Source organism: Rhizobium sp. TAL182, assembly GCF_002117725.1.
GTDB lineage: Bacteria > Pseudomonadota > Alphaproteobacteria > Rhizobiales > Rhizobiaceae > Rhizobium > Rhizobium esperanzae.
This window is the reverse complement of record NZ_CP021027.1, coordinates 300,771-323,981: the sequence shown is the minus strand read 5'-3', so window position 1 is coordinate 323,981 and position 23,211 is coordinate 300,771. Positions and strand designations below refer to the sequence as shown.

23 protein-coding genes and 3 pseudogenes are annotated in these 23,211 nt (G+C 57.1%); 9 read left to right on the top strand and 17 right to left on the bottom strand.

Annotated features, from left to right (window positions below; genetic code table 11):
- Nucleotides 1–33: 33 nt before the first annotated feature.
- Complete coding sequence (gene hisC / locus Tal182_RS26000) at nt 34–1,131, top strand: histidinol-phosphate transaminase (protein ID WP_085861402.1); 1,098 nt, start codon at nt 34–36, stop codon at nt 1,129–1,131.
- A 451-nt stretch (nt 1,132–1,582) separates the two neighbouring features.
- Here the strand turns inward: hisC and Tal182_RS25995 are convergent, their stop codons facing one another.
- From Tal182_RS25995 to Tal182_RS25915, 15 genes are all read right to left on the bottom strand, one after another.
- A complete protein-coding gene (locus tag Tal182_RS25995) occupies nt 1,583–2,521 on the bottom strand; it encodes an SIR2 family protein (RefSeq protein WP_085861401.1) in 939 nt (312 codons plus the stop codon).
- A gap of 30 nt (nt 2,522–2,551) precedes the next feature.
- The gene (gene nifT / locus Tal182_RS25990; RefSeq protein ID WP_004678514.1) at nt 2,552–2,764 is read right to left on the bottom strand and encodes a putative nitrogen fixation protein NifT; all 213 of its coding nucleotides are present in this window, start codon (nt 2,762–2,764) and stop codon (nt 2,552–2,554) included.
- A gap of 4 nt (nt 2,765–2,768) precedes the next feature.
- Nucleotides 2,769–3,086, bottom strand: coding sequence for a nitrogen fixation protein NifZ (locus Tal182_RS25985; RefSeq protein WP_064823790.1), 318 nt, complete (start codon nt 3,084–3,086; stop codon nt 2,769–2,771).
- Nucleotides 3,087–3,150: 64 nt separating this feature from the next.
- The gene (locus tag Tal182_RS25980) at nt 3,151–3,357 is read right to left on the bottom strand and encodes a 4Fe-4S binding protein (protein ID WP_008536545.1); all 207 of its coding nucleotides are present in this window, start codon (nt 3,355–3,357) and stop codon (nt 3,151–3,153) included.
- 34 nt (nt 3,358–3,391) lie between these two features.
- Entirely contained in the window at nt 3,392–4,870 is a 1,479-nt protein-coding gene (gene nifB, locus Tal182_RS25975) for a nitrogenase cofactor biosynthesis protein NifB (RefSeq protein ID WP_085861400.1), read from the bottom strand.
- Between the two features lie 213 nt (nt 4,871–5,083).
- Nucleotides 5,084–6,772, bottom strand: coding sequence for a nif-specific transcriptional activator NifA (gene nifA / locus Tal182_RS25970; protein WP_011053431.1), 1,689 nt, complete (start codon nt 6,770–6,772; stop codon nt 5,084–5,086).
- Between the two features lie 220 nt (nt 6,773–6,992).
- On the bottom strand, nt 6,993–7,292 hold the full coding sequence (locus tag Tal182_RS25965; RefSeq protein WP_004678523.1) for a ferredoxin family protein: 300 nt from the start codon (nt 7,290–7,292) through the stop codon (nt 6,993–6,995).
- Nucleotides 7,293–7,304: 12 nt separating this feature from the next.
- Complete coding sequence (locus tag Tal182_RS25960) at nt 7,305–8,612, bottom strand: FAD-binding protein (RefSeq protein WP_004678525.1); 1,308 nt, start codon at nt 8,610–8,612, stop codon at nt 7,305–7,307.
- Nucleotides 8,613–8,621: 9 nt separating this feature from the next.
- Nucleotides 8,622–9,731, bottom strand: a complete 1,110-nt coding sequence (locus tag Tal182_RS25955) for an electron transfer flavoprotein subunit alpha/FixB family protein (RefSeq protein WP_085861399.1) — start codon at nt 9,729–9,731, stop codon at nt 8,622–8,624.
- A gap of 15 nt (nt 9,732–9,746) precedes the next feature.
- The gene (locus tag Tal182_RS25950) at nt 9,747–10,595 is read right to left on the bottom strand and encodes an electron transfer flavoprotein subunit beta/FixA family protein (RefSeq protein ID WP_004678528.1); all 849 of its coding nucleotides are present in this window, start codon (nt 10,593–10,595) and stop codon (nt 9,747–9,749) included.
- Between the two features lie 176 nt (nt 10,596–10,771).
- Nucleotides 10,772–11,155 carry a nitrogenase stabilizing/protective protein NifW gene (gene nifW, locus Tal182_RS25945; RefSeq protein ID WP_008536550.1) on the bottom strand — a complete coding sequence of 128 codons (384 nt, stop codon included), beginning with the start codon at nt 11,153–11,155 and terminating at the stop codon, nt 10,772–10,774.
- A 339-nt stretch (nt 11,156–11,494) separates the two neighbouring features.
- Nucleotides 11,495–12,691 (bottom strand): cysteine desulfurase NifS, encoded by a 1,197-nt coding sequence (gene nifS / locus Tal182_RS25940; protein WP_085861398.1) that lies wholly within the window; start codon nt 12,689–12,691, stop codon nt 11,495–11,497.
- A 969-nt stretch (nt 12,692–13,660) separates the two neighbouring features.
- Nucleotides 13,661–13,978 (bottom strand): iron-sulfur cluster assembly accessory protein, encoded by a 318-nt coding sequence (locus Tal182_RS25930; protein WP_009995752.1) that lies wholly within the window; start codon nt 13,976–13,978, stop codon nt 13,661–13,663.
- Nucleotides 13,979–14,506: 528 nt separating this feature from the next.
- The gene (gene rpoN, locus Tal182_RS25920; protein ID WP_004678547.1) at nt 14,507–15,958 is read right to left on the bottom strand and encodes an RNA polymerase factor sigma-54; all 1,452 of its coding nucleotides are present in this window, start codon (nt 15,956–15,958) and stop codon (nt 14,507–14,509) included.
- Nucleotides 15,959–16,033: 75 nt separating this feature from the next.
- Nucleotides 16,034–16,573 carry a peroxiredoxin gene (locus Tal182_RS25915; RefSeq protein WP_004678566.1) on the bottom strand — a complete coding sequence of 180 codons (540 nt, stop codon included), beginning with the start codon at nt 16,571–16,573 and terminating at the stop codon, nt 16,034–16,036.
- Nucleotides 16,574–17,100: 527 nt separating this feature from the next.
- Between Tal182_RS25915 and Tal182_RS32970 the strand changes: the two are divergent.
- Together Tal182_RS32970 and Tal182_RS31965 are read left to right on the top strand one after the other, a co-directional pair.
- A pseudogene (locus tag Tal182_RS32970) lies at nt 17,101–17,319 on the top strand (cobyrinic acid a,c-diamide synthase); the annotation flags it as partial.
- A gap of 57 nt (nt 17,320–17,376) precedes the next feature.
- Nucleotides 17,377–17,466, top strand: a pseudogene (locus tag Tal182_RS31965) (L,D-transpeptidase); the annotation flags it as partial.
- On the opposite strand, the gene Tal182_RS25910 reads toward Tal182_RS31965, so the two are convergent.
- Nucleotides 17,456–18,172, bottom strand: coding sequence for a Crp/Fnr family transcriptional regulator (locus Tal182_RS25910; protein WP_064842863.1), 717 nt, complete (start codon nt 18,170–18,172; stop codon nt 17,456–17,458). The pseudogene Tal182_RS31965 and the gene Tal182_RS25910 overlap by 11 nt on opposite strands.
- 446 nt (nt 18,173–18,618) lie before the next feature.
- Nucleotides 18,619–18,942 carry a hypothetical protein gene (locus Tal182_RS31960; RefSeq protein ID WP_125461504.1) on the bottom strand — a complete coding sequence of 108 codons (324 nt, stop codon included), beginning with the start codon at nt 18,940–18,942 and terminating at the stop codon, nt 18,619–18,621.
- Between the two features lie 306 nt (nt 18,943–19,248).
- Here Tal182_RS31960 and Tal182_RS25905 point away from each other — a divergent pair, with 306 nt between their 5' ends.
- From Tal182_RS25905 to tnpB, 6 genes and pseudogenes are all read left to right on the top strand, one after another.
- Nucleotides 19,249–20,427, top strand: a complete 1,179-nt coding sequence (locus Tal182_RS25905) for a cytochrome P450 (RefSeq protein ID WP_010009913.1) — start codon at nt 19,249–19,251, stop codon at nt 20,425–20,427.
- A 20-nt stretch (nt 20,428–20,447) separates the two neighbouring features.
- Nucleotides 20,448–20,702, top strand: a complete 255-nt coding sequence (locus Tal182_RS25900) for a ferredoxin (protein WP_004678571.1) — start codon at nt 20,448–20,450, stop codon at nt 20,700–20,702.
- 229 nt (nt 20,703–20,931) lie between these two features.
- Nucleotides 20,932–21,459, top strand: a complete 528-nt coding sequence (locus Tal182_RS25895; protein WP_004678573.1) for a nuclear transport factor 2 family protein — start codon at nt 20,932–20,934, stop codon at nt 21,457–21,459.
- 48 nt (nt 21,460–21,507) lie between these two features.
- Nucleotides 21,508–21,852: pseudogene (locus Tal182_RS32965) on the top strand (SDR family oxidoreductase); the annotation flags it as partial.
- Between the two features lie 608 nt (nt 21,853–22,460).
- Nucleotides 22,461–22,823 carry a transposase gene (locus Tal182_RS25885; RefSeq protein WP_009996987.1) on the top strand — a complete coding sequence of 121 codons (363 nt, stop codon included), beginning with the start codon at nt 22,461–22,463 and terminating at the stop codon, nt 22,821–22,823.
- Nucleotides 22,820–23,167 (top strand): IS66 family insertion sequence element accessory protein TnpB, encoded by a 348-nt coding sequence (gene tnpB / locus Tal182_RS25880; RefSeq protein WP_009996986.1) that lies wholly within the window; start codon nt 22,820–22,822, stop codon nt 23,165–23,167. Before Tal182_RS25885 ends, tnpB begins: the two co-directional genes overlap by 4 nt.
- Nucleotides 23,168–23,211 lie beyond the last annotated feature (44 nt).

Sequence of the window (23,211 nt, the reverse complement as noted above, 5' to 3'; positions counted from 1 at the left end):
TCACGACTCGGCTTACTGAAACGGAGAAAAGATATGGCTGATGCAAAGCTGCAAGCCGTGCTTTCGGCTCTTTCGCCGATGGCGAGACAGCTAAATGCGCTACCCTCCAATCAACCGGGGCGAGATGCGAACTGCGTTAAACTAAACACGAATGAGAATCCGTTTCCGTTGCCGATGATGGTGATGCAAAGTGCGCTGGCGGCCCTCGAACGGCATTATCTGTATCCCGAAGATGACAATCTGAGCTTGCGCGACGCAGCCGCCAGCGCGTATGGCCTCTCCCAGGATCAGGTGGTCGCCGGGAACGGCTCGTCGGAGCTGCTTGGGCTCATCTACAGAGCATTCCTCGACCCGGGAGATAGCGTTGCGATGATATCGCCAGGTTTTTCCTTTAACCGCAAACTGGCCAAGTTGCAGGGTGCCAGATTTCTCGAAATCGAATGGGGCGAGTCTTATTCTCTGCCAATCGAGCAGCTGCTTCTTGGTCCAGCAAAAGATGCAAAATTCATACTGCTGGCCAATCCGAACAATCCAACGGGAACATTCGTTCCGGTGGCTGAAATCGACCGCCTCGTCGCGCAATCGGACCAGTTGATAGTGGTGGATGAAGCGTATGTCGACTTTGCACCCGATGATGCCCTGCGCCTTGTCGATCGTCATCCAAACCTTCTAGTATTGAGAACACTTTCGAAAGGCTTTGCAGCCGCGGGAATTCGCGTCGGTTTCGGCTTTGGTCATCCTGAACTTATTGGGAGGCTACGCAACCTGCAAAATGTCTTTAACATGAACGTGATCGGCCATGCGATGGGCATTAGTATCCTTTCGCACCGCGCCGACTACGACGAGAACCACAGATATATTAAACATGAAAGACACAGAACGACCACTGCCTTGTCTCAATTGGGCTTTTCTGTCATTCCCTCCCACACAAACTTTTTGCTAGCTCGGGTGCCACCCGGACGAGATGGCAAATGGTGGCAAGCGTCTTTGGATAGGCAGAACATACTTGTAGCCGTCTTTCCCGATGCCGGTTTGGAAAATTTTATCCGCGTCAGCATCGGCACCAGAACCCAAATGGACGCGTTCCTTTCAGCCGCCAGGGACATCATCTCTGGAAGTATGAAGACGTAGAGCTAGGCGGTTAGAATTATTGGCCACACTGCTTGTCACTTGGAAACACCAAGTATCGAAGTCCATATTGTGGGATAAAGATCACAAATAAGCGCAAGACCGTAAAGCGTGTGCCGTCTCGATCCCGTTGATTACGCGTGTTATTGGCGCACGAGTGGAGCACCCGGTGGCCGATGCGAGGCTTATTTCTGGCGATTCCGGCCGCGGCTCTGCCGCTGTATTGGGAATGGTTTAGGTTTCTTCATAATCGGTCCTTCGCATTGACATTGAGCGAACAGTAATCTGCGGTCGTCGCCGATCTTCCGTCGATCACCTGCGACAGAACCTCGATCCGCGAAAGATCACGCTCGCTCATCGCCATTGATCCCACCCGCAATCCCCTACGCCAGCAAACGTGGGCAGTATGGCATTCGAACTTGGCAGAAACAGAACGTTTTCAATCTGCGGCACTCTAGCCGCTACAGAGATTCGAAGCGGAAGCCGTGCGGCCATGGTCACCATCCGCCTTGCTACCAAATGGTACAAGCAGAGCCGCGGCTTCGCCGATCGGCAGGTCGACCACCGTGATTCCGCTTGCTGCAAGGAAACGGCGCTCGTTTTTGGTAAGGCCTTCCGCATCAAGTACTGCAAAGTGGGGGCCGTGAGAGCGCTTGATGATCTGTCGAGCGTAGATCCGGAGCATCTGATCGTTGAAGCGGCAGCCAATGAAAAGAAAACCGCGATCTATACGCCGTTCTTTCACCATTCCAGGTATTGGCGTCTGGATATCGATTTCGGTTAGGACTTCCACGTAATCGGAATCGGACACCAGAAAGTTCGAAGCTGGTATAACACTGCCGTACGGCGCATAGAGGACCGTCTTTGGCACTGAGACGCATTCGACGTCTCTCCCGGACAGATCGTAAGTTTTTGTCCAAATGTCGCCGCCGCCGTTTGCACGCGTGACGCCCTGAATCTCGACGACATCCGTTCGACCGGTCTTCGCGAAAGCCGCACGCATTGTCCCGTCGTACCAACCGTCGACGATAAGGGAGAGCGGCAGCGTTGCGAGCCAGTCGTGGAGGGCGGTCGGCGCCACGGGTGCTCCAAATATTTCTGCCATCCAGGCCTGAAGCGTCCGGCGATGCCGTCGCTGTTCAATAAACTGCGCGACGGACCACATATTGCTGCGTATCCTGGAAGGGGCAGGTGTGCGTTCGTTGAGTGCCGCGGAGACGGCTTCCGGGGTGTCCGGTACAGGTGGTTCCGTGGATTGCAGCCGAAGGAGATCCGGGCCGAGATAGGGAACGATCCGATCTGCAGCGAGCGCTTCCTGAAGCAGCCGAAGTCTTTTTTCGGCGTCACCGTTGCGAATGATCAGGAGACGGTCCGAGGTCAAAATTTTATTCATGCTGTTTTCTCTTACCTCTCGTTTGCAGCATCAGTCCTCGTCAGGAATCTTCCTTGCGTGGACGGTGATCGGCAGAGGCGTATCCCGCGATAGCTTGGGCAAGACGAGTCTCCAGCCGTTCCTGAGAGTGATCGTGCCGCCCCACATGTCATCAGCCTCGACATCTACGATCGGCTCTTCGAGATCTTTCTTTGGTACGTAAGCCGACAAGCCGGCGCTCGTTCTCCGAATCATTATCTTCATGTCGCTATTCCTTCGTTGGGGGCCCCGCGATTTCAGCAGCGCCGCAAGCAGCGGCGTTGTCTAGACTCGTCAGTTCACGGGCACGCATGCCGACGATAGTGCCACGTTCGACCCATTCGACGGCATAGATGTAAAACTGCTGGAGAAAGGTGCCGATGTCGCGCACATAGCCTTCGTCGCCCTTCCGCACCAAATTTTCGCCAATTTTTTTGCCAGCATAGGTGCCGTCATTCTTTACGTGAAGTCTGGCCCGCACCCGCTCGCCGGGTGTAAATCGTGGAGGCCTGTGGATTTCGACCTCCTGTTCACGTCCAAGGCCCATGGGCATTCCTCCTTGCAGGATATCATTGAAGGCTTCTCCGCAGGAGCCCCGACCATGCTGAAGGTCAAATCGCAGGTGCGGCGGGGACGCAGGTCTTCGGCACGGGGCAAACCTCCGCGCATTGCTGCGTTTCGAAGGTACCCTTGCATTCGGTGCATTTTTCCGGGTCGATAACGTAGATCTCACCTTTGAACCTGATCGCACCGGAGGGGCATTCGAACTCGCAGGCACCGCACTGGGTGCATTGGGACGCTATGATCCTGAAGGCCATTTTTAAACTCCTGAAGATGTTGGATTAAGAGCGCTCACGCCGTCGCCGCTTGTGGTTCGACGCCAAACTTGGCGGCGTAGAGGGTGCCGATGGCGGTCTCGATGTAGTCATAGCAATAAGCATCCGTTGCCCGAATCCCGGCCTCCATGAGCTTAGTCTTAGGGCACTCCCCGATCTTGGCGCATAGCACGACGTCAATACCGACCAGCGCAGTTATGATGCCGTCGAGGGTGGCTTCCTCGCCCCTGCCTCCGAGGCAATACTGTTCGATCTTGCGATGCCCGACGTAGGTGATGCCTCTCGACGAAGCTTCGTATACTTGGAACTCCTTCGCATGGCCGAAGTGCTCGTTGATGCGACCGCCACCCTTTGTCGCGACCGCGACGTGGAGGGACCCATCGCCGGCTGCTTTGACTGTCTCGATTGCCTCGCTCTTGGCGGTCGCGTGATCGCCGCGTTCGCGGGCGATCACTTCCCGATAGGCCTCGCGCTTACGGGCGTCATAGGTGATCTCTCCGGGAAGCTGGTCGAGTGCGAACTCCTGGCCCCGATCATCCCCAAGCAGGCCGACGGCATCGGCCCTACACTGCCGGCAATGGCGCATTAGCTTTGCGCCGCCTTCGAGACGATCCTGGAGCGCCTTCAATTCGAGCGCCCGCGGGCCGCGCTGTCCGGTCAAGCCGTAGTAGGTGCCATGGGCCGGATCGGAAATAAGCGGCATGACGTTGTGCAGGAACGCCCCCCGCTCCTTGACCCATTTATTTACCTCGACCAGGTGTTCGTCGTTGACACCAGGAATCATCACCGAATTGACTTTGGTGATGATGCCGCACGCGGTCAGCATCTCCAGGCCCACCATTTGCCGCTCGTGCAGAATTCTCGCAGCTTCGATGCCGGTGTAACGACGGTTGCGGTAAAAGATCCAGGGATAGATCTTTGCGCCGATTTCAGGGTCAACCATGTTGATCGTAATTGTCACGTGGTCGACATTCATGTCGACAAGTTCGGCGACGTGATCCGGCAGCGCAAGCCCGTTGGTGGAGATGCACAGCTTGATGTCGTCGATCTCCCCCGCAACTCGTTCGAACGTTTCCTTTGTCTTCTTCCAGTCGTAACAGGCATCGCCCGGTCCGGCGACACCCAGCACGGAAAGCTGCGGCACTTCGTTGGCGACGGCAATGACCTTGCGCAGCGCCTGGTCTGGCGTCAACTTTTCCGAGACGACCCCAGGGCGGCTTTCGTTGGCGCAGTCATATTTACGATTGCAATAGTTGCACTGGATATTGCAGGCTGGTGCGACCGCGACATGCATGCGCGCGAAATAATGGTGAGCCTCTTCTGAATAGCAGGGGTGGTTTTTGATCTTCGCCCAGATAGCCTGGTTCACGTCGGCCGGTTTTGTGGACACGCCACATGACGAGGATGTGCAGCCACTCGGTTTCGCGGTCGCCAGCAATTGATCCAAGGATGTCGTGCTGGTCGCACTTTCAAGCGAAATCATCGGTGCGGACATTGAGTGCTCCGTTGCTAGTTGACGTCGCCTTTCAAAACGCAAAAGCCATGCCATCCCAAGGACGGGATTTGCTTTAAGAATTTGCATTTATTGCCCGATTCCGACCGTGTTCGGACACAGACTTGTCAAGCTTCCGACAGTCGACAAAAGAGTTGTCCGTAAGCCACCAAACCAGGCATTAGAGATCGAGAAGGTCCAACATCACCCAGGCGCTTAAAGCTTTTTCACCTCGATGCGATGCTGGCGTAGAGCATAGCCGACCTGACGAGGCGTAAGGCCGAGAATACGAGCCGCTTTGGCCTGAACCCATCCGGCCTTTTCCATCGCCTCGATCAACCGGTCCCGTTGCGTGAGGCGCGACTCCATTGCGGGACAACCGGAACCGTGCGGATCACAAGCCTTGACAGAAGATACCTCGTCCGACGCACCGATGCTCCCGCCCGAGCGCGGCGATGAAGTCGGCATCACATTGCTCCGGGCATGCCCATCGACGGTGATGCCGCCGGGCGACCCGTCGGTTTTCCAGAGGAGCGACGAAAGGCACTGACTGTTCTTGCAGGCAAAATCAGACGAAACGATCGAGCTTGAACGCGCAAGGGTGGCAGTCCTTCGCACGCAGTTTTCGAGTTCCCGGACGTTACCTGGGAAATAGCATTGCGACATCACCTCGATCGCCGACGACGAAAACGTCAGCTCGCGTTGGTTCTCCTTGTTGAATCGGTCAAGAAGAGCGTTCGCAAGGCGTGGAATATCGCCGGGTCGCTCTCGAAGCGGCGGCAGGACAATTGGAACTACGCTGATGCGGTAATACAGGTCGGCCCTGAATTCGGCGTTTGCAACAGCCATCTCGAGGTTCTTATTCGTGGCGCATATGAGCCGGACGTCGACCGCAAGCGTCTTGGTTCCGCCCACCCTCTCCAGTTCGCCTTCCTGCAGGACGCGCAGCAGTTTGGCTTGAAAGGCGGGCGAAATCTCGCCAATCTCGTCAAGCAGAAGCGTTCCGCCATTTGCCAGTTCGAAGCGTCCGGCGCGCTGCGCGATGGCCCCGGTGAAAGCCCCTTTTTCATGCCCAAACAGCTCCGATTCCAGGACGCCTTCGGGCAGCGCGGCGCAGTTCAATTTGACGAACGGCTTGTTTTTACGAGGGGAAAGTTCATGGATCGCCTGTGCAAAAAATTCCTTGCCGGTGCCGCTTTCGCCCCGCAGAAGCACGGTGGAATTCGTCCTCGCCACCACCGAGACGGTTTCAACCACCTGCTGGAGAGCCGGGCTATCCCCGATAATCCCGTCGATTTTGACGGGTGGATGTCGGCCCGGCGCGCCCCTTTGCGCGATGATCGGCTTCTCCGGTCTCTCTTGTTCGCCGATAGGTCGCCGACCCTCCAGGTTCAGGAAACGATGAAGCCTGATCGTCCGACTGACCAGATTGGCGACCATGGTCAGAAAGCGAACGTCCTCGTCGGCGGGGAAGGGGGCGGCGTCGTTCCTGACGCGATCGATCGATATTGTGCCAAGTATTTTATTATCGGCTTTTACCGGAACGCCAATAAAAGAAATTGGGACGGTGCCGCTGCTCCAAGGCGGTTGCGGCTCAGCCTGAAATAATTCGGACTTGCTGACATCCTTTACGATTAGGGGCATACCGGTCGTCGCGATATGGTCGATTACGGCCTTTGGTATAACGCCTCGAGCGGCTGATTGAGAGGATGGGGGGATGTCGCCAGTTGCAGCAATCTCGGGCTGACCTTCAGCGTCTAGAACAACGATTGCTCCGCATCGAATCTGCAGAAAGGAAGAGAGGACGTTCACGACGTTGGCAAGCGTAATCTCTAGCCGGGCGGGGGCAGTCAGTACCTTTGATATCTCGTAGATTCCGCTGCGCTGCGTGCCCGCTTGGCGCATAGGTCCAGCAGGTAGCGCAGATAGGGGTTCCGCTCCATCGACCGGTCGGGCGGGCATGTGGGTCATTATATGGCCTTGGGTTGTCTAACGTTTCTTATAACCCTTGCTTGCATGTATATATAGTAATTTCTAATGCCAATCTGCAACGCGCACCTCTGCAAGTTTCCGATGCGCCCGTCTGCAAACCCAAGTTGGTTCTGAATCGTGGAGTTGCAAACCTTTATCCGAACTTGAAGAGAACGCCGAAACCGCCTCTCGGATAGTTCCACTCGATATCTCCACTTGCCTCGCATAGTACGCGGCACGTGCCGCACTCCATGCACCCGTCGGCGATAACCTCCACTTGGCCCTGGTCATTCAATTCGTAGCACTTGGCCGGACAGACACTTGTGAGGGCATACAGATTTACGCTTGGCCAATCGTGTGGACGCACCCTAATATGCGGGCGTCCGGCATCGACCACGTATCGATTTTGGTAAAGCTTGTCCTCTACGCGTATGTTCGTCACTGCAACCGTCATCTCATCTCTCCTTTATCGCCACGCGCGCGCCAAGCGAACCGCGTCACCAAACAGCCCCCAGCGGGAGCGTGCCTTGATGAAGGTGCCCGTGGTCGCCCGTTCCTTGTCGATCTTCGGGGTGCCATCGACTCGCACAAAGTTCTGTGCGGCCTGCGACAGCAACCTTGGATAAGTCGTGAAGAAATTGCGGGAATTGGTGTGCAGCAGGGCAGGCATGTCCTTGTATTTCCGCAAGTCTTTGATAACGAACGACTTTTCAAGCATCGACTTGTAAAGGGAGAGGTTCTCCTTGACCATCGGCTTTTTGCGATTCTTGATCTGGACGATTGCTTCGCCGGCGATGCGCCCCGACGTCATGGCGAGGTTGGACCCCTCGCGGTGCACCGCATTATTAAGTTGTGCCGCGTCGCCGACGACGACCCAGCCGTCACCAAAAAGCTGCGGAATTGCCTTGTAACCACCTTCTGGAATGAGATGCGCCGCATATTCCTTGACTTCCGCTCCTGCGATCAGCGGCTTTACCGACGGATGGCTTTTGAATTTTTCGAGCAGATCATAAGGACTTTCCATTGTTGCCGCGAATTCGGAGACAAGGCAGCCAATGCCGATCGAGATCGATTCTTTGTTGGTGTAGAGGAAGGCAAGCCCGGCCATGTTGCGAGAGATCGTGCCAACTGCCTCGATGACGCAGCCTTCATTGGCCTTGAGGCCGAACCGCTGGTCAATTACCTCTTCGGCCAGGAAATGCATTTCCTTGACGGCGAGCGCGACAGTTTCCGGTTTTGGCGTGTCACGCAATCCAGCACGCGTGCCGAGCAGCCCATTGACGCCCTCTGCGAGAACGACCACGTCAGCAAGAATCACGTCGCCGGCGCGGTCGGTGCGAACGCCAATCACCTTGCCCTTTGGATCACGAACGAGTTCCGTCACGGTCGTCTCGCATAGAAGCGTCGCTCCGGCCTCGCGCACCTTGCGTGAAAACCATTTGTCGAATTGGGCGCGAATGACCGTGTAGCGATTGTGTCTCGACTCGTTGAAGTCGTCCGACCGGTATTGCATACCGATGTGGGACGAGTCGTCCATCATCCAGAAGCGCTGCTCGACTAAGTGCCGCTCCAGAGGCGCATCATCCCGGAAATCCGGCAGGATTTTCTCCAGCATGTCCGCGTACATGATGGCGCCCTGCACATTCTTGGAGCCCGGATACTCGCCACGCTCCAACTGCAGCACCTTCATGCCGCGGTTCGACATCGTGTAAGCAGCTGCGTTTCCGGCCATGCCGGCCCCGATAACTATGGCGTCGAAGTTTTCCTCAGTCATGGGGCGCCCTCAGTTTGCAAGCTTATCGCGACTGTGCGGCGACAGTCGATGGGTGAAGAGTTCCGTTAATGACGGCAGTAAACGGATCGCATCGGTGACGACGCCGAGGTGGGCGAAATCAAAAATCGGCGCGTTAGGATCGGTGTTGATGGCTAAAATAAGATCAGCTCCCTCGACGCCAACGCGATGCTGGATGGCGCCGGAAATGCCGGCTGCTATGTAAAGCTTCGGCCGGATAGTTTTGCCAGTTTGGCCGATCTGCCGATCAGCAGGCATCCAGCCCTTTTGGACGAGGGGGCGCGAACAGCCATAATCGGCCCCGATCGTCCGCGCGAGTTTCTTCATAAGCTTCACGTTCTCCACCGCGCCAAGACCGAGGCCTCCAGCAACCACGACGTCCGCATAGGCGAGATTCGCCGTCGCCGACTGGCCATCGGACAAGAAACCGAGGACCTTAGTGACGATCTCTTCCTCGATCATCGACACTTTGTGTTGAATGACGCGTCCGATCTTATTATTCCCGCGCGGAGGCATGGCCATGACCCTCGGCCGGACCGTTGCCATCTGCGGCCGGCAGTTGAGCGTGTAGATCGTGCAAAGCAAGGAGCCGCCGAAAGTCGGCCGGGTCGCCGCAAGCGAGCCGTCCGCATCCACATCAAGTTCAGTGCAATCCGCCGTGAGCCCTGTCAACAAGGTCGTCGCCACGGAACCGGCAAGGTCGCGCCCGAGCGTCGTTGCCCCTAAAAGAAGGATTTCCGGTTTGTAGTTAGTAACCAGATCCGTCAATGCTTTGGTGAAAGGCTCATTTCGGTAGTCGGCGAGCAGTGGGGCCTCGACGATGTAGGCCAGGTCGGCGCCATAAGCAAAAGCCTCGGCGATGGCAAACCACGTGGCCTCTCCCGGTGGTCCGAGAACGACGCCGGCAAGCTGGACGCCCAGCTTGTCGGCGAGCTTGCGGCCTTCGCCGAGCAGCTCGAAGGAGACGGAATGCACCTGATCGCGCTCCAGCTCGATGAAGACCCAAACGTGCCGATGGTCCTTAAACTGATCGGGCAGCTCTTTCTTCATGGCGGCACGGCCAGCGGCTGGAGGAGGGCTCTCTCGATTCGTGCTCAACATCGTCGCTCCTTGCCTTCATTCGCCGTCAAAGGCGAGTTCGCTTTCGAGCGCCGGCTGGCGCAAAAAGATCCCAGCGATCAACTCCTCCGCGAGATCGCGCGGTGTTTTTTCCGCGGTGTCGATCTGCTCCGCCTTTTCCGCCCGCTCAGGAGGGGCAAAGACCCTCTTAACGACGGTTGGCGAGCCACGCAGGCCGCACTTGGTGAGGTCCTCTATGCCAGCGTCGGCCGCATTCCACTTCACGATCTGGCTGCGCGCGGCCCGTAGCGCGTCATCGAGCGAGCCGCGGCGGATTTCGTTTGTGCCTTCGAGCATTGTAATTAGGCAAGGGAGCTTGCTCATTAGCGTCTGCGTGCCCCCTTCCGAGCGGCGCTCCACCGTAATCTCGCGCCCATTGATGTCGACAGAGACGATTTTGGCAACGTAGGTGAGCTGCAGGAGGTCGAGGCGCTTGGCGATGCCAGGCCCAACCTGGGCGGTATCGCCGTCGATGGTCTGTTTGCCCGTAAAGACGATATCGGGCGTACCGAAGGCCTCTCCGATCTTCGCGATGGCTCGCGAAAGAGCAAACGAGGTCGCCAGAGTGTCGGAGCCGGCAAAATGACGGTCGGTCAAGAGTACGGCGCGGTCGGCGCCGTAGGTGAGCGCCTTGCGCAACGCGTCCTCTGCCATGGGCGGCCCCATGGTGAGCACGGTCACCTCGCCGCCATGGCGGTCGCGCAACTGGAGCGCCTCTTCAAGGGCGAACAGATCATAGGGGTTGATGATGGTTGGCACCCCCTGACGCATGATTGTGTTCGTCACCGGATGCACTCGTATTTGTGCGGAGTCCGGTACCTGTTTGATACAGATAACTATGTGCATGGCGGTTTCTTACTCCCTCCCTCTATGGGTGGCGGGCTTGTCAGTACACATGCTTGCGTGCATCATTCGTGCCAACCGTTTGGCGTTCTCTATCACATTGAAATGGCTTCGATTCCGACGTTGCTAGCATATGACTGAATTGTAAGCTTCCCGACATTGTCGTGTCGCAACCGTGCTCATTTCTTTTCGAACGGCTTCAGGAAAGAGTCTAACGGGACAACGGTGCGGCCGGGTGTGACAGGTCTGTTCGGATTGTGGTCCTTGAGCACCTTGAAGACCCGGTGCGAGAGCGGCGCGGAGGTCGCGAAATCACAGTAGGCCCTTTCCAGTATGGCACGGGCACGAGCAGCGATTACCCGGTCTGGGAGATGGGAGAAGTCCTCTGCCGCGAGGTATTGGCCCATACGCTTCATGATATGGAGTCGTGAGACATCGAGAACCTTCGGGTCATAGGGGACCCCTAGGGCTGCGAAGAACTCCTCCGCAGCCGAGAGAGATTTCAGCCGATTGAGGATGTCTTTGACATCGACGGGACTGCTGTCAGCGGAGCAACGGCACATAAGATTCCCCCTGGTCGTGAGCGGTGATCGCGAGATCGTTCTCCCGTAGCTTAAGCTGCAACGTACGGAATGCGTGGTTCGACGCGGCTAGGCGCAAGGCAGTCGCGTTGCAACTGGAGTCGGCATAGGCTGGTGGTCGGATGCGATCCACCGATGGTGTCGAGAGATTGATTAAGATGATATGGCGCTGGGCCCCCTCCATGAACACGCATGGGCGGTGAACCGGCGATCTATGTGACTGAGAGCCCCGGCTTTTACCTGATCGTTCATACGATGCCGGTGCCGTCATGCAGGTCGTATCGGTGAAAAGGAATTGCCGTTTCATGAGCGTGCCTGCTCCTACTCCCCTGAACGAACCCGGCTGCTCGTGTCGGCCACGTGGCCGGAACGGGATTGGCTCCGGAGCCTTTCAACGATGCCCGGTAAAACTTCGAGCACCCGGTCGACATCCTCGTCACAGTTATCGCGCGAGAACGAGAAGCGGATTGTTCCGTGCGCCATAGCATGAGGGATATCCATTGCCCTCAAGACATGGCTCGGCTCCAGCGAACCGGAGGAGCAAGCAGAGCCGGAAGAGCAGGCGATGCCATAGCGGTTGAGAAGAAGGAGCATACTGTCTCCTTCGACACGTTGAAAGGCGATGTTCGCCGTGTTCGGCAACCTCTTAAGCCTATCGCCGGTTACGAAGGCGCCTGGAACACGCTGGACAATGCCGTTCTCCAATCGATCTCGGAGCGACTTTAATCGGGTCCTCTCGTCGTCTATTGATTTCAGGGCGAGTTCGGCAGCCTTGCCTAAACCGACAATCCCGGCCGTATTTTCTGTCCCTGCGCGTCGGTCGCGCTCCTGATGACCTCCCTTGATCAGTGAGGAGAAAGATAAGCCCCGCCTAAGATAGAGTGCACCGATGCCTTTTGGTCCATGGAATTTGTGTCCGGACAACGAAAGCATGTCGATTGCAGTAGGTTGGAGGTCCATTGGAACCTTGCCGACCGCCTGGACCGCGTCGGTGTGGAAAAGTGCACCGATTCTCTTGGCCATCTCGGCAAGCTTAGCGACCGGGAAAATGGTTCCCGTCTCGTTGTTCGCCCACATGATCGAAGCAATCGCTACACGATGAGTGAGGGCGGTCTCATAGGCGTCAAGATCGAGACGTCCATGTCGATCCACTGGGATCCTGTGTACCTTAATGCCGCGCGTCTTCTCCAGATGGCCGCAGAGTGTCAGCACCGCTGAATGCTCGACTGCGGAAGTCACGATCTCTGTGCGCTCAGGCATCACCTCCAGCGCCGAAAGGATCGCCGCATTGTCGCTTTCCGTCCCCCCCGAGGTGAACACGATCTCATGATCGAACTCGGCGCCGATCAGCGCTTGCAATTGCCGGCGCGCCTTCCTCACCGCCTCGCGGATGGAGGAGCCAAAAGCGTGCGTCGACGAAGGGTTTCCAAACTGATCCGCAAAGAACGGCAGCATGGCTTCAACCACTTCAGGATCGACTCTGGTCGTTGCATTATTGTCGAGATAGATCGCTCTCATGGGTGGATCTCGACTGAGGGGAAGCGGTGACAATGCTGCGGCGTCTTGCACATGCTGTTGTTTGCTAGCCTCGGGCAAGCAGCGCGGGGTGGAGTCGTGCGATGGCGCGTCACGCGATCTTGTTGGCATCGATAACGTCGCATAGCCGCCATCAGTAGGAAGGGAAGAACGTTGTGCGCTCGCGCCTTTTCCAACGGTTGGATTCGCCGCGGCTGCTTAACTAGATGGGTCGCCAGCTTAGCTTGTCGCTGAGAACTGAACTGTTGCAGGCTGCGGCGATTTTTAGACCCTGTCCTACGCGATTGCCGGCTACAACATCGATTTCGACCCTGCCAATTTCTCCAGGCCTCAGATTTCTGTTGTGACGGTCTGATCGTCCTCCTCTGCCGGAACGAGGCTTTCGACGACCAGTACTGTATAAACCGCTGACACGTCTTCGACGGCTTGAACGAGTGTCGTCCGTCTACTGCCAGATCTAGCGAAGTGAGCGACTTGGTCATGAAATCAAGCCTCTTGACACGCACGCGTCTTCGCTCACCTTTCCTCGGCGCGGAACTGCTTGCAGAGGGGGCGTCTCCTTTGGAATCCTGGCCCGGATGCCCGCCAAAAAATTTTGCTGCCTCAGGATAATCCGTTGATGAGCAGACCTTTTTCTCCGGCAGCAAACCGCTTAAAAAGCCTGCTGTCTCCTGACGGACGGTTTGAGGCGCTTCGGCGGGCTTTAGGGTTATGAGTTCGGCCAGCGCTGGCGAGAAGGCGGTCGCTGGGTTGGAACGCAAGGACGACGGCGTCACCAGAAACGCTTCCACCGTTGGATCGACTCCAATTATCAATTCAGGCCCTCTACCGTAGGAAACTGCCCCGGTCTCGCTGAGGGGATTTTCCTGCACGCCGTCGTTCTTCGGATTGAAAAAGGAAACCATGACCTTTTCGCAATAATTCCGCATGGCTCTCTCGCTTTCTCGGTGATCAGCCGAAGGATTTGCCGCAAGTGCAGTTCTGGTGCGCATTGGGATTGTCGAAGACAAAACCGGAGGTTTCTGGTCCCGTCACGAAGTCGATCGTCATGCCGTTGATGTGTGCTTGGGAGTCTGCGTCAACGAACACCTTGACCCCATTTGTTTCGATCACCGCGTCGCCCTGGCCCTGGACGCTTTCTAGCCCCACCAGGTATTTGTAGCCGGCGCATCCACCTGCCTCGACCGCGATGCGAAAGCCTTCCGCCTGCTCGGCTCGGGAAAGCGTTACGTTCATGATTGCGGCGGCATTCTCTGTGAGCTTGATCATGGGATGATTCCTTTTTGTTCGATGGCGCATTTTCGGATTACCGTGCATGCGTCGTGCCAAGCGGTGAGGAAGGCCAAGAGTTCGATCAGCCCGCGTGTTGTATTCCTGCGTCGTCGAACATCGGAGATCTCGAAAGCGCGCCAACTCCAGAACGTCTGCCCGCGTATCTCCGTCTATCATTTTCGGTTGAGGCTCTCGTTGCCGCCGCACCGAAATCCCAGCGGTTCGGCGAAAATGAATGGGAGGCGACAACTGCTTCTAGATTTGTCGCTTGCGCGACATAAAAATTCTGCACGAGTTTCGTGATTAACCGCTTAGCCCCTAAGCGCTTGGGCTATGGAACAGACATCTAATCTTTTCTGGAACGTCAGCTTAAGCGGCCGGAACAACTTTTGAAGCTCCCGTGACGAGGCTGCGGTCGCCAGCCCATATGAAGTCGATCCTCCATGGAGAGGACTAAGCACAATGTCACATGTGCCTCAGTTCCGCGGTTTTTGGGAAAAGGGCATCACCTACGGTACAAAGGACTTATCCCTCCGCGGCCGCCAGTACAAACCGTTTCTCCCGCCGGCGTTGCGCGGACGAGGGGATGTTCATCGCCTCGCGATATTTGGCGACTGTGCGGCGAGCAATGTCGACGCCTGTTTCCTTGAGCTTGGCAACGATGCCGTCGTCGGACAGCACATCATGGAGCGTCTCTGCGGCAATAAGTGCCCTTATCTGATGGCGCACAGCTTCGGCAGAGTGCGCGTCACCGCCTTGTGAGGACGGGATCGCGACGGTGAAAAAATACTTGAGCTCGAACACGCCGCGGGGCGTGAGAATGTATTTGTTCGACGTTACCCGACTTACAGTGGACTCGTGCATGTCGATCGCGTCAGCGATGGTCTTAAGATTGAGAGGGCGAAGATGAGCAATGCCATCTTCCAAAAAGACATCCTGGTGGCGCACGATTTCGGTCGCCACCTTAAGGATCGTCGTGGCGCGCTGATCGAGACTCCGAACCAACCAGCTCGCGCTCTGGAAGCATTCGTTGAGGAATGACTGATCTTTCGAGCTTTGGGCGGTTAGGCGAGTAACTTGCGCAAAATAGGTTTGGTTGATCAGTACCTTGGGCAAAATCTCCCGATTAAGCTCGACGTGCCATCCGCCTCCCGGCGAGGGTAGGACGAAGACGTCGGGTATGATGGATTCCGACCTTGCGGACTGGAACTGGTTTCCAGGCTTTGGGTCAAGTGCACGAATTTCGTTCAACATATCGAGAAGGTCGTCTTCATCGACCCGGCAACGTCGCTTCAGTGCTCGAAAATCGCGTCGCGCAAGCAACTCGAGATTTGCGACCAGAGCTGCCATGGCCGGGTCGAACCGGTCTCGTTGGCGCAACTGAATCTCGAGGCATTCGCCCAGACTTCGCGCAAATATGCCCGGCGGGTCAAATAGCTGCAAAGCCTCAAGAACCCGCTTCACTCCAGCCTCAGGGCTATTTAGCCTCTCTGCTAGCTCCTGAAGGTTCACTTGCAGATACCCAGTGTCATCCAGATGGTCGGCAAGCGCGCCAGCAATCAGCCGCTCCTGGGGTGTGAAGGCAGTGAGGGCGATCTGATGGGCGACATGTTCGTGCAATGTCTCAGTTGACGCGGCGAACTCATCCAGGGAAGGCCTTTCCCCCGGCGAAAGGTTGCCTGTGTCACGGATTGATTTCCAGGGACTAGACAGCTCAGGCATGTCCGTCCTGGCCGGTCCATCAACGTGGTCTTCGCGTGCGCTGATATTTGGATCATCCGCCGCAGTTGGCGATACGCCAGAAGCCCCGCCGTCATTCGACGCCAGGTCGAGAAATGGGTTCTTCTCGATTTCCTGTTCCACGAACTGATTCAGTTCGGTGTGCGCCAGCTGCAGCAAGCGAATAGACGCGATGAGCTGGGGCGTAATAACCAGCGATTGCTGCTGACGCTGATGAAGGCTTGTAAAGGACTTCATGGTTCGAGCAAAACTCCTATCATTCGGCGCAGGTGTGCACGACAAGTCGTAGCTGCTGGTCGTTGGCTTCAATGCTCATACGAAGGCTGGGGCCTTAAGGCATTTCAAAATGTTTTGCGGCGAAGAAACGCCATACGGATCGGTCGCGCAGTTGTCGCCAAAGCCTTCTTCCTCGAACCACCCCTCCACGACGCCATTATTGATCACGGCAGCGTAGCGCCAGGAGCGCAGACCGAAACCGAGATTGTCCTTGGCGACGAGCATACCCATTTTTCGAGTGAATTCTCCCGAACCGTCCGGGATAAGCTTGACATTTTTCAACCCCTGAGACTTGCCCCAAGCATTCATGACGAAGGCATCGTTGACGGAGAGACAGTAGATGTCGTCAATGCCATTCTTCTTAAACTCGACATAAAGACTCTCGAAATCAGGCAGTTGGAAGGTGGAGCAGATTGGCGTGAAGGCGCCCGGCAGCGAAAAAAGGATTACCCGCTTACCGCTGAAATAGTCGTCGGTCGTCTTGTCTTCCCAGCGGTAGGGGTTGGGACCGGATATAGACTCGTCGCGAACCCGCGTGCGAAAGGTGACAATAGGGACCTGCTTTTCCATGGTCATCAATGAAGCTCCTCTAGGAAAATTTATTTGCGGCCTCTCAGTCACGGCTAACACGAATCCGACCTCGGCCCACACGCCAGGGCAAGCAAGCGTCATGCCATTTGGCCTGAAGGAGATGGACTTGCGGTCAGCACAGGGCCTTCGTCGCCGCACTCGTGCGCTGCTCGTGCGGGCGAGCGAATTGTGAAGCCGTTGTGCCGCGCTGACGGCCGGGCGCTGTTTCGGCTACTTCCGACCGCATCTCGATCAAGGTTTCTCTGCCGCCTTTTAGAACCTTAGCATACTGCCCGCCAGTCCGGTCGCGGCGGGAAGGCGCGGGTCACGGGGTTTGAGGTTCTGCTCGTGCGTATGTCTACCCGCGCACGTTTTCTTGTTTGAAACTGCACAAGAAAGTTTGAGGTCCGACAAAAAGGGAGCGCCAGGCTCGGACCGCGCATCGAAAAATGGTGAAACGCAAACGGCTCCGATAATTTCGTCACAGAAGACGACGATGGCGGATATCCGCAGGTTGGGGGCGTGAAGAGCTCGCAGCCGCCAATATCGATCGGCTGATGCCGACCGGCACCCGGGTCGCGCTATGTAGCCTTTGGCCTACGAGCATTTGTTGCTCGGCTGACGTCGCCGCGGAGCTGATATTTTGTTCCATTCACCACTCACCGCTCAGCTCGCTGGCGACGTGCTGGGCGCCCGGCGCCGATGGCGACGCCACCCACCTGCCCGGCGGCTATCCCGAGCTGCAAGCCGGCGGCTCCGGGACTAGAAGTTTTCTCGCCCGGAATGCTCGATGTGGTAGCGCCCGGCACGTCCGTCTGCATCCCGACAATGCCGCCTAGTTTTTTACGCTGGCGCGCCAGGCTGGCCTTTCCAATACGCGGGTGGTAATTACCCGCTGATTTTCTTTGCGAGCGCATCCATGTCGGGCACGGTGATATGCCGGATGTTCTCGATGCGGATGACGCCCTCTTTGCGAAGCCGGGTCAACTGGCGGCTGACGGTTTCGATCGTCAGCCCGAGAAAGTCGGCAATCTCGGCACGCGATAGCGGCAGATCGAAGGCAGTGCTCGTCGCCGTCTCGGCGTGGGCGGCAATGAGGTGGAGCAGGCTTGCGACCTTCTCCTCGGCGGTCCGCCGGCCGAGCGTCAGCATCCATTCGCGCGCGGCATCCAGCTCGTTCAGCGCCTGAGCGTGCAGGCTACGCTGCAATTCCCTAGTCTCCAATATCATGCGTTCGAGCAAATTGCGGGGGAACACGCAGATCTCCGCATCGGTCGCGGCCTCGGCCGACAGCGTGCTTTCGCGCACGAAGGGGCGGCCGACGAAATCGGGGGCGAATTGCAGGCCAACGATCTGCTGGCGCCCGTCCGACATCACCTTGCAGAGCTTCACCACGCCGCGCGTGATGTTCGAATAGAAAGAGTTTTCCGATCCTTGTGCAATGATCTCGCAGCCTGCGTCGACCTTGCGGCGCAGCGAGTGGCGGCCAAGTTCGCTAAGCTGGCCAGCCGACAAGGCGCCGCAAACGACGCCGTGCCGCGCCTGGCAGGAACGGCAAGCGACGGAAGTGCTAATCACGAGAACCTCACTGCGTGCGACGTCCATGTCCTGATCCCTTCGAAAACCGCCTATGCCGGACATGCCCGAGACGACCACGCGGCCGTTGCGACTTCGGCTATCCCTATTTCTTCCAGCGCGTCTTTGATGGCTATCAATTTCATCGGGATTGCGATTTGATCCAGATCAAATCTCCGTACCCACGCTCTTGCCGTGCCAGGCAGGGCAGTTTTGTGGATTTGTTTCGGACGGCATTTTCGGCCGGCCGCTTGAGCGGGCTTTCTGCGGCCATCGCCTTCCGTCTCGGCGGACGGTAGGCCACCATATCCATTGCTGTCAGGCAACACCCAATCGGCAGATTGCCGCCGACTCTTAGGGTGGTGTCGTCGGGCTGGTAGAACTGACATTCAGGACAAAGGAGTAGCACGCTTCGAGCTGTTCCCGGAATTCCGCCGCTAGCTCGATGCAACAATTCAAAGCTACCCACCCTCAAGCTATCCCACTGCATCGCAGTACATCAGGACATTCGTTACTCGTCGCGCTGTCTCTGGCCCCCGGCTGTGGTGGCTGGAAAAAAGTCGCACCTGAATAGATGGCATCCGGCACCTGATGTCGGGTTTTGTTAGATACGCGACACGGCCTTGATCAGCCAATCTTTGTTCTGCCTTGAGCCAAAGCGCTGAAAGGCAATTGAAAAATTTCTTTCCGGCCAAATCAATCAAATTGGCATGAACTTTGAAGTTCTTCTTGCGGGGCGGCAAGGACTGTCGGCCGGTTTCTTTGGTGACCGCCATGGAGCGGAGGAAATCAAAATGCATCTGTGCTCAGAACGCATTTACCGGAAGAGAGGTACCCGTGAAAATCCGATGTCGACCGGAAGGGCGGGCGAGGCATCCAAGAAATTTCGACTTCGGCCAACAAAGCAGCGTGGATTTCAAGCCGCACGGCGATCTGATCGCTGCATCGCATGTCATTGGCGCCTCGCGCTGCTGAGATTGGAAATCTGGCGCTCAACGATTTTGCTCGCTCCCTCTCCGAGGAGAATTCGTTCTCGGCGAAGGGGCTTTGATGACAGGAGAAAAGCAGTGGCTACCATTAGGGTTCCAGAACATGTCCCTCCCGAAATGGTGAAGGACTTCAGCCTGTTCACGTCGCCCGGCATGGAGCGCATGCCAAATGGGGATCCGCACGCAGCTGTCGCTTGCCTCCATAATGGACCGAGAATCTTTTATTCTCCCTGCAATACGCGCGATGGCCGAGGTACCTGGGTCATCGTTCGCGCTCAGGACCAACGCAAATTGCTGCAGGACACCGGAACCTTTTCCAGCCATCGGAGCCTTTTCGCCTCGGCGCTTGGCGAAAACTGGCCGCTGATCCCGCTTGAACTCGACCCCCCGGCTCACAGCGTGTTTCGCTCACTTCTCAATCCGCTGCTTTCGCCCAGGCGGATAATGGAGCTTGAACCGGCGGTCCGTGATCGGGCGATTGCGTTGATTTCCAAGATTTCCGCGTCGAGCACAAGCTGCGACATCTTGACGGACTTCGCCTTTCCTTTTGCGGTTAGTATCTTCCTCCGTTTGCTCGGCTTATCCGATGAGCGCCTCAATACATTCGTGGGCTGGGGGAAGGACCTGCTCCACGGCGACGGCATCAGACGAACCGCAGCCGCCCGAACAATTTTGGCGTTCATCGATGAACTTGCAGCGATGCGCCGCAAAGAACCGGCCGACGATTTCATGACCTTCGTCGTGCAGGCAAAGGTCGACGGCCGCCTGTTGAGAGACCAGGAAATCCATGGAATAGGCGTGCTTCTATTCGTCGCGGGACTGGACACCGTGGCAACGGCGATCGGCTTTGACCTGGCCTATCTCGCGCGCAATCCGACAGAACAGGAATTGCTGCGGAGCAAACCGGATCGAATTGTGCTCGCAGCCGAAGAACTGCTTCGCGCCTATTCGACCGTGCAGATGATCCGTGTGGCGACGAAAGATATCAATTTCGAAGGCGCGCCGATCCGTAAGGGGGACTACATTTCCTGCGCCACGATGATTGCCAATCGTGATCCGGTGGAATTCGAAAATCCGAACACGATCGATTTGGCACGAGAAGACAATCGCCACACCGCTTTTGCGTACGGTCCCCATCGCTGTCTTGGATCACACCTTGCCCGGCGAGAGATCGTCATCGGCCTGGAGGAGTGGCTGTCGCGCATCCCTGACTTCCGTATCAAGGATGGTACGGCGCCCATCACCTATGGGGGCCACGTGTTTGGAATGGAGAATTTGATCCTGGACTGGTCCTGATAATTGAGAGGAGGCAAGACATGGAGTACCGTATGCGCGTCATAGTGCACACTTCCAAATGCCAAGGTCATGCAAGATGCTGGGCCCAAGCGCCCGAAATATTCAATCTTGACGACGAGGGATACATACTGCCCGGTGCAATCGATGTCGAGGAGAGGGACGAACTGTTCGCGTCGCGAGGCGCTCGATCCTGCCCTGAACGTGCGCTGGAGATAGATTGCGTTTCGGATGCGTTGCTCGATCGCCTTTTGTTCAACCAACATTGTGGGGGTTGAAACGCAACGCAACTGGTGCATGACGGCGCCGTCGCTGTCCAAACACCTTACCCGCAGCTCTCCCATTGGTGTCTACTTCTAAGGGCAGTTGTTTACATGCATGCCTAAGCAGAGGGAGGGTTTTTCCTTACGTCAGCCGAGCAGTTGAAAGCTGGCTGCGTCACTGGATGGGTAAGCGCCCCGATATCAGATGTGCGACAAGCGATGAAACACAAAAAAAATTACCGAATTGCTCGACCGCGAGGCGCTCCGCGACTGCCTCTATCGGTATTGCCGCGGGATAGACCGCGCCGATGAAAGGGCGCTGCGCAGTTCCTACTGGCCCGATGCACGTGACAATCACGGGACCTATTCCGGTTCGGCCGAGGGCTTCATCGAGTTCGCCCTTGGTGTCTTCAAGACCGGACCGCGCAACATCCATCAAATCACGAACATTCTGATTGAGTTCAGCAGCCCGGAAAAAGCCGCCGTCGAAAGTTACTTCGCCGCACTGCAACGCGCACCGAACAAGGCCGGAACGCTAAGTCAGGCCCTGATCTGCGGCCGCTATTGCGATCTGTTCCTGAAAAAGGGAGGGGATTGGAGAATTGCCGAACGGACGGTGGTCTATGATCTAGTCGAGGAGCAGATCTTGGCCGCGGCATCCGAGACTGAGCAGTTCGGCCACCGGCAGCCGATCGGAGCATCATGTCCCGATGACCCCGTCTACGCATTTAGGAAGACTGCATTCCTTCAAGAGGGTGAAAGTGAGACTTGATCGATCAGGATTCAGCCTCGAGATCGTCAACGTTGGTCAGGGAACTTTTACGTGCGCATGCCGATGGTTTCGGAACTTGAACGCGCGGGCAAGATAGACCTCACCGCGGTGCGCAGCCGGGTGCCAATGGGTCGCGTGGCGCGTTCAGACGAAATTGCCCGAGCGGTGCGCTTTCTCGCCAGCGCGCAAGCGTCACCGGGTCTGTGTTGACCGTCGACGGTGGCTGGAGATCGTTTAATAACCGGTAGGCGCACCCGCCATGCCCGGGACGCCACGAGCCGAACTCTTCCCTCCTGCCGAGCACTCCACCGCGCGCATTGCGCTTGTCATGGCGGGGCGGACTGCATAGGCGCTGCCGTTGTGCGCCGCTTTGCGGAAAACGGCGACGCGCTTACCAGAACACTGCCGGAGCTGCTCGGAGTTTTCTCCCTCGTCTGCGGTTGATTGGCGCGCATGCGGCGCTGCCGATTTGTTGAAACGCGACGCGATATTGTTCGGGCGCTGTTGATGCAGTTGCATTTAGGCTCCGAGCAAATAGGAAAACTTTTCCTAGGCTCTTTTTGCAGCTGGCACGATTTTTGGATCTACCACATGCCGAGAGATTGGAGTTTTGTTTATCAGCAATGGGCGCCGAGTCGACCGTAATGGTGAAGTGGGGCTTCATACGACCGTATGGGCCTCCCGAAGCCGCCTTATACTTCTTGACAAGCTGGAAAATCGCCAGCGATGGGTTGGGCCATTTGAAAGGCTCGAAGAGGAGGAAAAGAGCATGAACGGCGTTATGTTTCGGACCGTCCACCGCGGTTCTGCCATTGGCGAAGAAGACGTCAAACTGCAACAAGGGCGACGTGTGTCTGTCCCGGCTGCAAATTCAGGTGCGATGTCGCCCCACGTACCGTGAGCGTACGGTGAGCTGTTTTTGCTGATCGGCCAAATCAGGCGATGTTCTGGCATTAGAACCAGCATTAGTGCTGACATTAATACCAGAACGAAGAGGTTTCATGGCTCGCATAGAGATCATGTCCGGTACCGAGCGCAGACGGCGTTGGTCGGACGAGGCGAAGCTGAGGATACTTGCGGAAGCTGATGAGCCCGGTGCTCGCATTGGCGATGTGGCGCGCCGGCACGACATTCATCCGGGCCAGATCCGCTTGTGGCGGCAATCATTCAACTATGCCGATCGGCCGACGGTGTTCCTCCCGGTGGAAATCACGGAGGAGGTTGGCGTAAGCCAGCCGTCTACCGCATCAACAAGGCCGACGATCGTTGAGATCTTGCTTCGAAACGGTCGGAGCTTGAAGGTTGCGGTTGACGTTGAGTTGAAGCTGCTTGGCCCGCTCGTCGCTTGCGTGGAGGCGGTATGATCGGCCCATCGGGGAATGTGAGGGTCTATCTGGCCTGCGGAGTGACCGATATGCGGCGTGGCATTGATGGTCTGTCCGCGCTGGTGGAGACGGTCGTGAGGGAGGCACCGGGCTCGGGCGCAATCTTCGGCTTTCGCGGAAAACGCGCGGACCGGATCAAGCTGCTTTGGTGGGATGGCCAGGGGTTCTGTCTGTTCTACAAGATTTTGGAGCGCGGATACTTTCCCTGGCCGACGGCGAAAGAGGGTGTAGCGCACCTGACGCAGGCGCAGCTTTCGATGCTCGTTGAGGGGATCGATTGGCGACGCCCGGCGTGGACTTCCGCTCCCGGCCGAACGGGATAAAAGCTATATTTTGCAGGGGCATGGGAAGCTTAACGCTGGTGCGT

Excerpts from the sequence above, each read along its gene's own strand:
- hisC (WP_085861402.1), top strand. The coding sequence starts at position 34 with ATGGCTGATGCAAAGCTGCAAGCCGTGCTTTCGGCTCTTTCGCCGATG.
- Tal182_RS25995 (WP_085861401.1), bottom strand. The coding sequence starts at position 2,521 with ATGAATAAAATTTTGACCTCGGACCGTCTCCTGATCATTCGCAACGGT.
- nifT (WP_004678514.1), bottom strand. The coding sequence starts at position 2,764 with ATGAAGATAATGATTCGGAGAACGAGCGCCGGCTTGTCGGCTTACGTA.
- Tal182_RS25985 (WP_064823790.1), bottom strand. The coding sequence starts at position 3,086 with ATGGGCCTTGGACGTGAACAGGAGGTCGAAATCCACAGGCCTCCACGA.
- Tal182_RS25980 (WP_008536545.1), bottom strand. The coding sequence starts at position 3,357 with ATGGCCTTCAGGATCATAGCGTCCCAATGCACCCAGTGCGGTGCCTGC.
- nifB (WP_085861400.1), bottom strand. The coding sequence starts at position 4,870 with ATGTCCGCACCGATGATTTCGCTTGAAAGTGCGACCAGCACGACATCC.
- nifA (WP_011053431.1), bottom strand. The coding sequence starts at position 6,772 with ATGCGCCAAGCGGGCACGCAGCGCAGCGGAATCTACGAGATATCAAAG.
- Tal182_RS25965 (WP_004678523.1), bottom strand. The coding sequence starts at position 7,292 with ATGACGGTTGCAGTGACGAACATACGCGTAGAGGACAAGCTTTACCAA.
- Tal182_RS25960 (WP_004678525.1), bottom strand. The coding sequence starts at position 8,612 with ATGACTGAGGAAAACTTCGACGCCATAGTTATCGGGGCCGGCATGGCC.
- Tal182_RS25955 (WP_085861399.1), bottom strand. The coding sequence starts at position 9,731 with ATGTTGAGCACGAATCGAGAGAGCCCTCCTCCAGCCGCTGGCCGTGCC.
- Tal182_RS25950 (WP_004678528.1), bottom strand. The coding sequence starts at position 10,595 with ATGCACATAGTTATCTGTATCAAACAGGTACCGGACTCCGCACAAATA.
- nifW (WP_008536550.1), bottom strand. The coding sequence starts at position 11,155 with ATGTGCCGTTGCTCCGCTGACAGCAGTCCCGTCGATGTCAAAGACATC.
- nifS (WP_085861398.1), bottom strand. The coding sequence starts at position 12,691 with ATGAGAGCGATCTATCTCGACAATAATGCAACGACCAGAGTCGATCCT.
- Tal182_RS25930 (WP_009995752.1), bottom strand. The coding sequence starts at position 13,978 with ATGATCAAGCTCACAGAGAATGCCGCCGCAATCATGAACGTAACGCTT.
- rpoN (WP_004678547.1), bottom strand. The coding sequence starts at position 15,958 with ATGAAGTCCTTTACAAGCCTTCATCAGCGTCAGCAGCAATCGCTGGTT.
- Tal182_RS25915 (WP_004678566.1), bottom strand. The coding sequence starts at position 16,573 with ATGACCATGGAAAAGCAGGTCCCTATTGTCACCTTTCGCACGCGGGTT.
- Tal182_RS25910 (WP_064842863.1), bottom strand. The coding sequence starts at position 18,172 with ATGGACGTCGCACGCAGTGAGGTTCTCGTGATTAGCACTTCCGTCGCT.
- Tal182_RS31960 (WP_125461504.1), bottom strand. The coding sequence starts at position 18,942 with ATGCATTTTGATTTCCTCCGCTCCATGGCGGTCACCAAAGAAACCGGC.
- Tal182_RS25905 (WP_010009913.1), top strand. The coding sequence starts at position 19,249 with ATGGTGAAGGACTTCAGCCTGTTCACGTCGCCCGGCATGGAGCGCATG.
- Tal182_RS25900 (WP_004678571.1), top strand. The coding sequence starts at position 20,448 with ATGGAGTACCGTATGCGCGTCATAGTGCACACTTCCAAATGCCAAGGT.
- Tal182_RS25885 (WP_009996987.1), top strand. The coding sequence starts at position 22,461 with ATGGCTCGCATAGAGATCATGTCCGGTACCGAGCGCAGACGGCGTTGG.
- tnpB (WP_009996986.1), top strand. The coding sequence starts at position 22,820 with ATGATCGGCCCATCGGGGAATGTGAGGGTCTATCTGGCCTGCGGAGTG.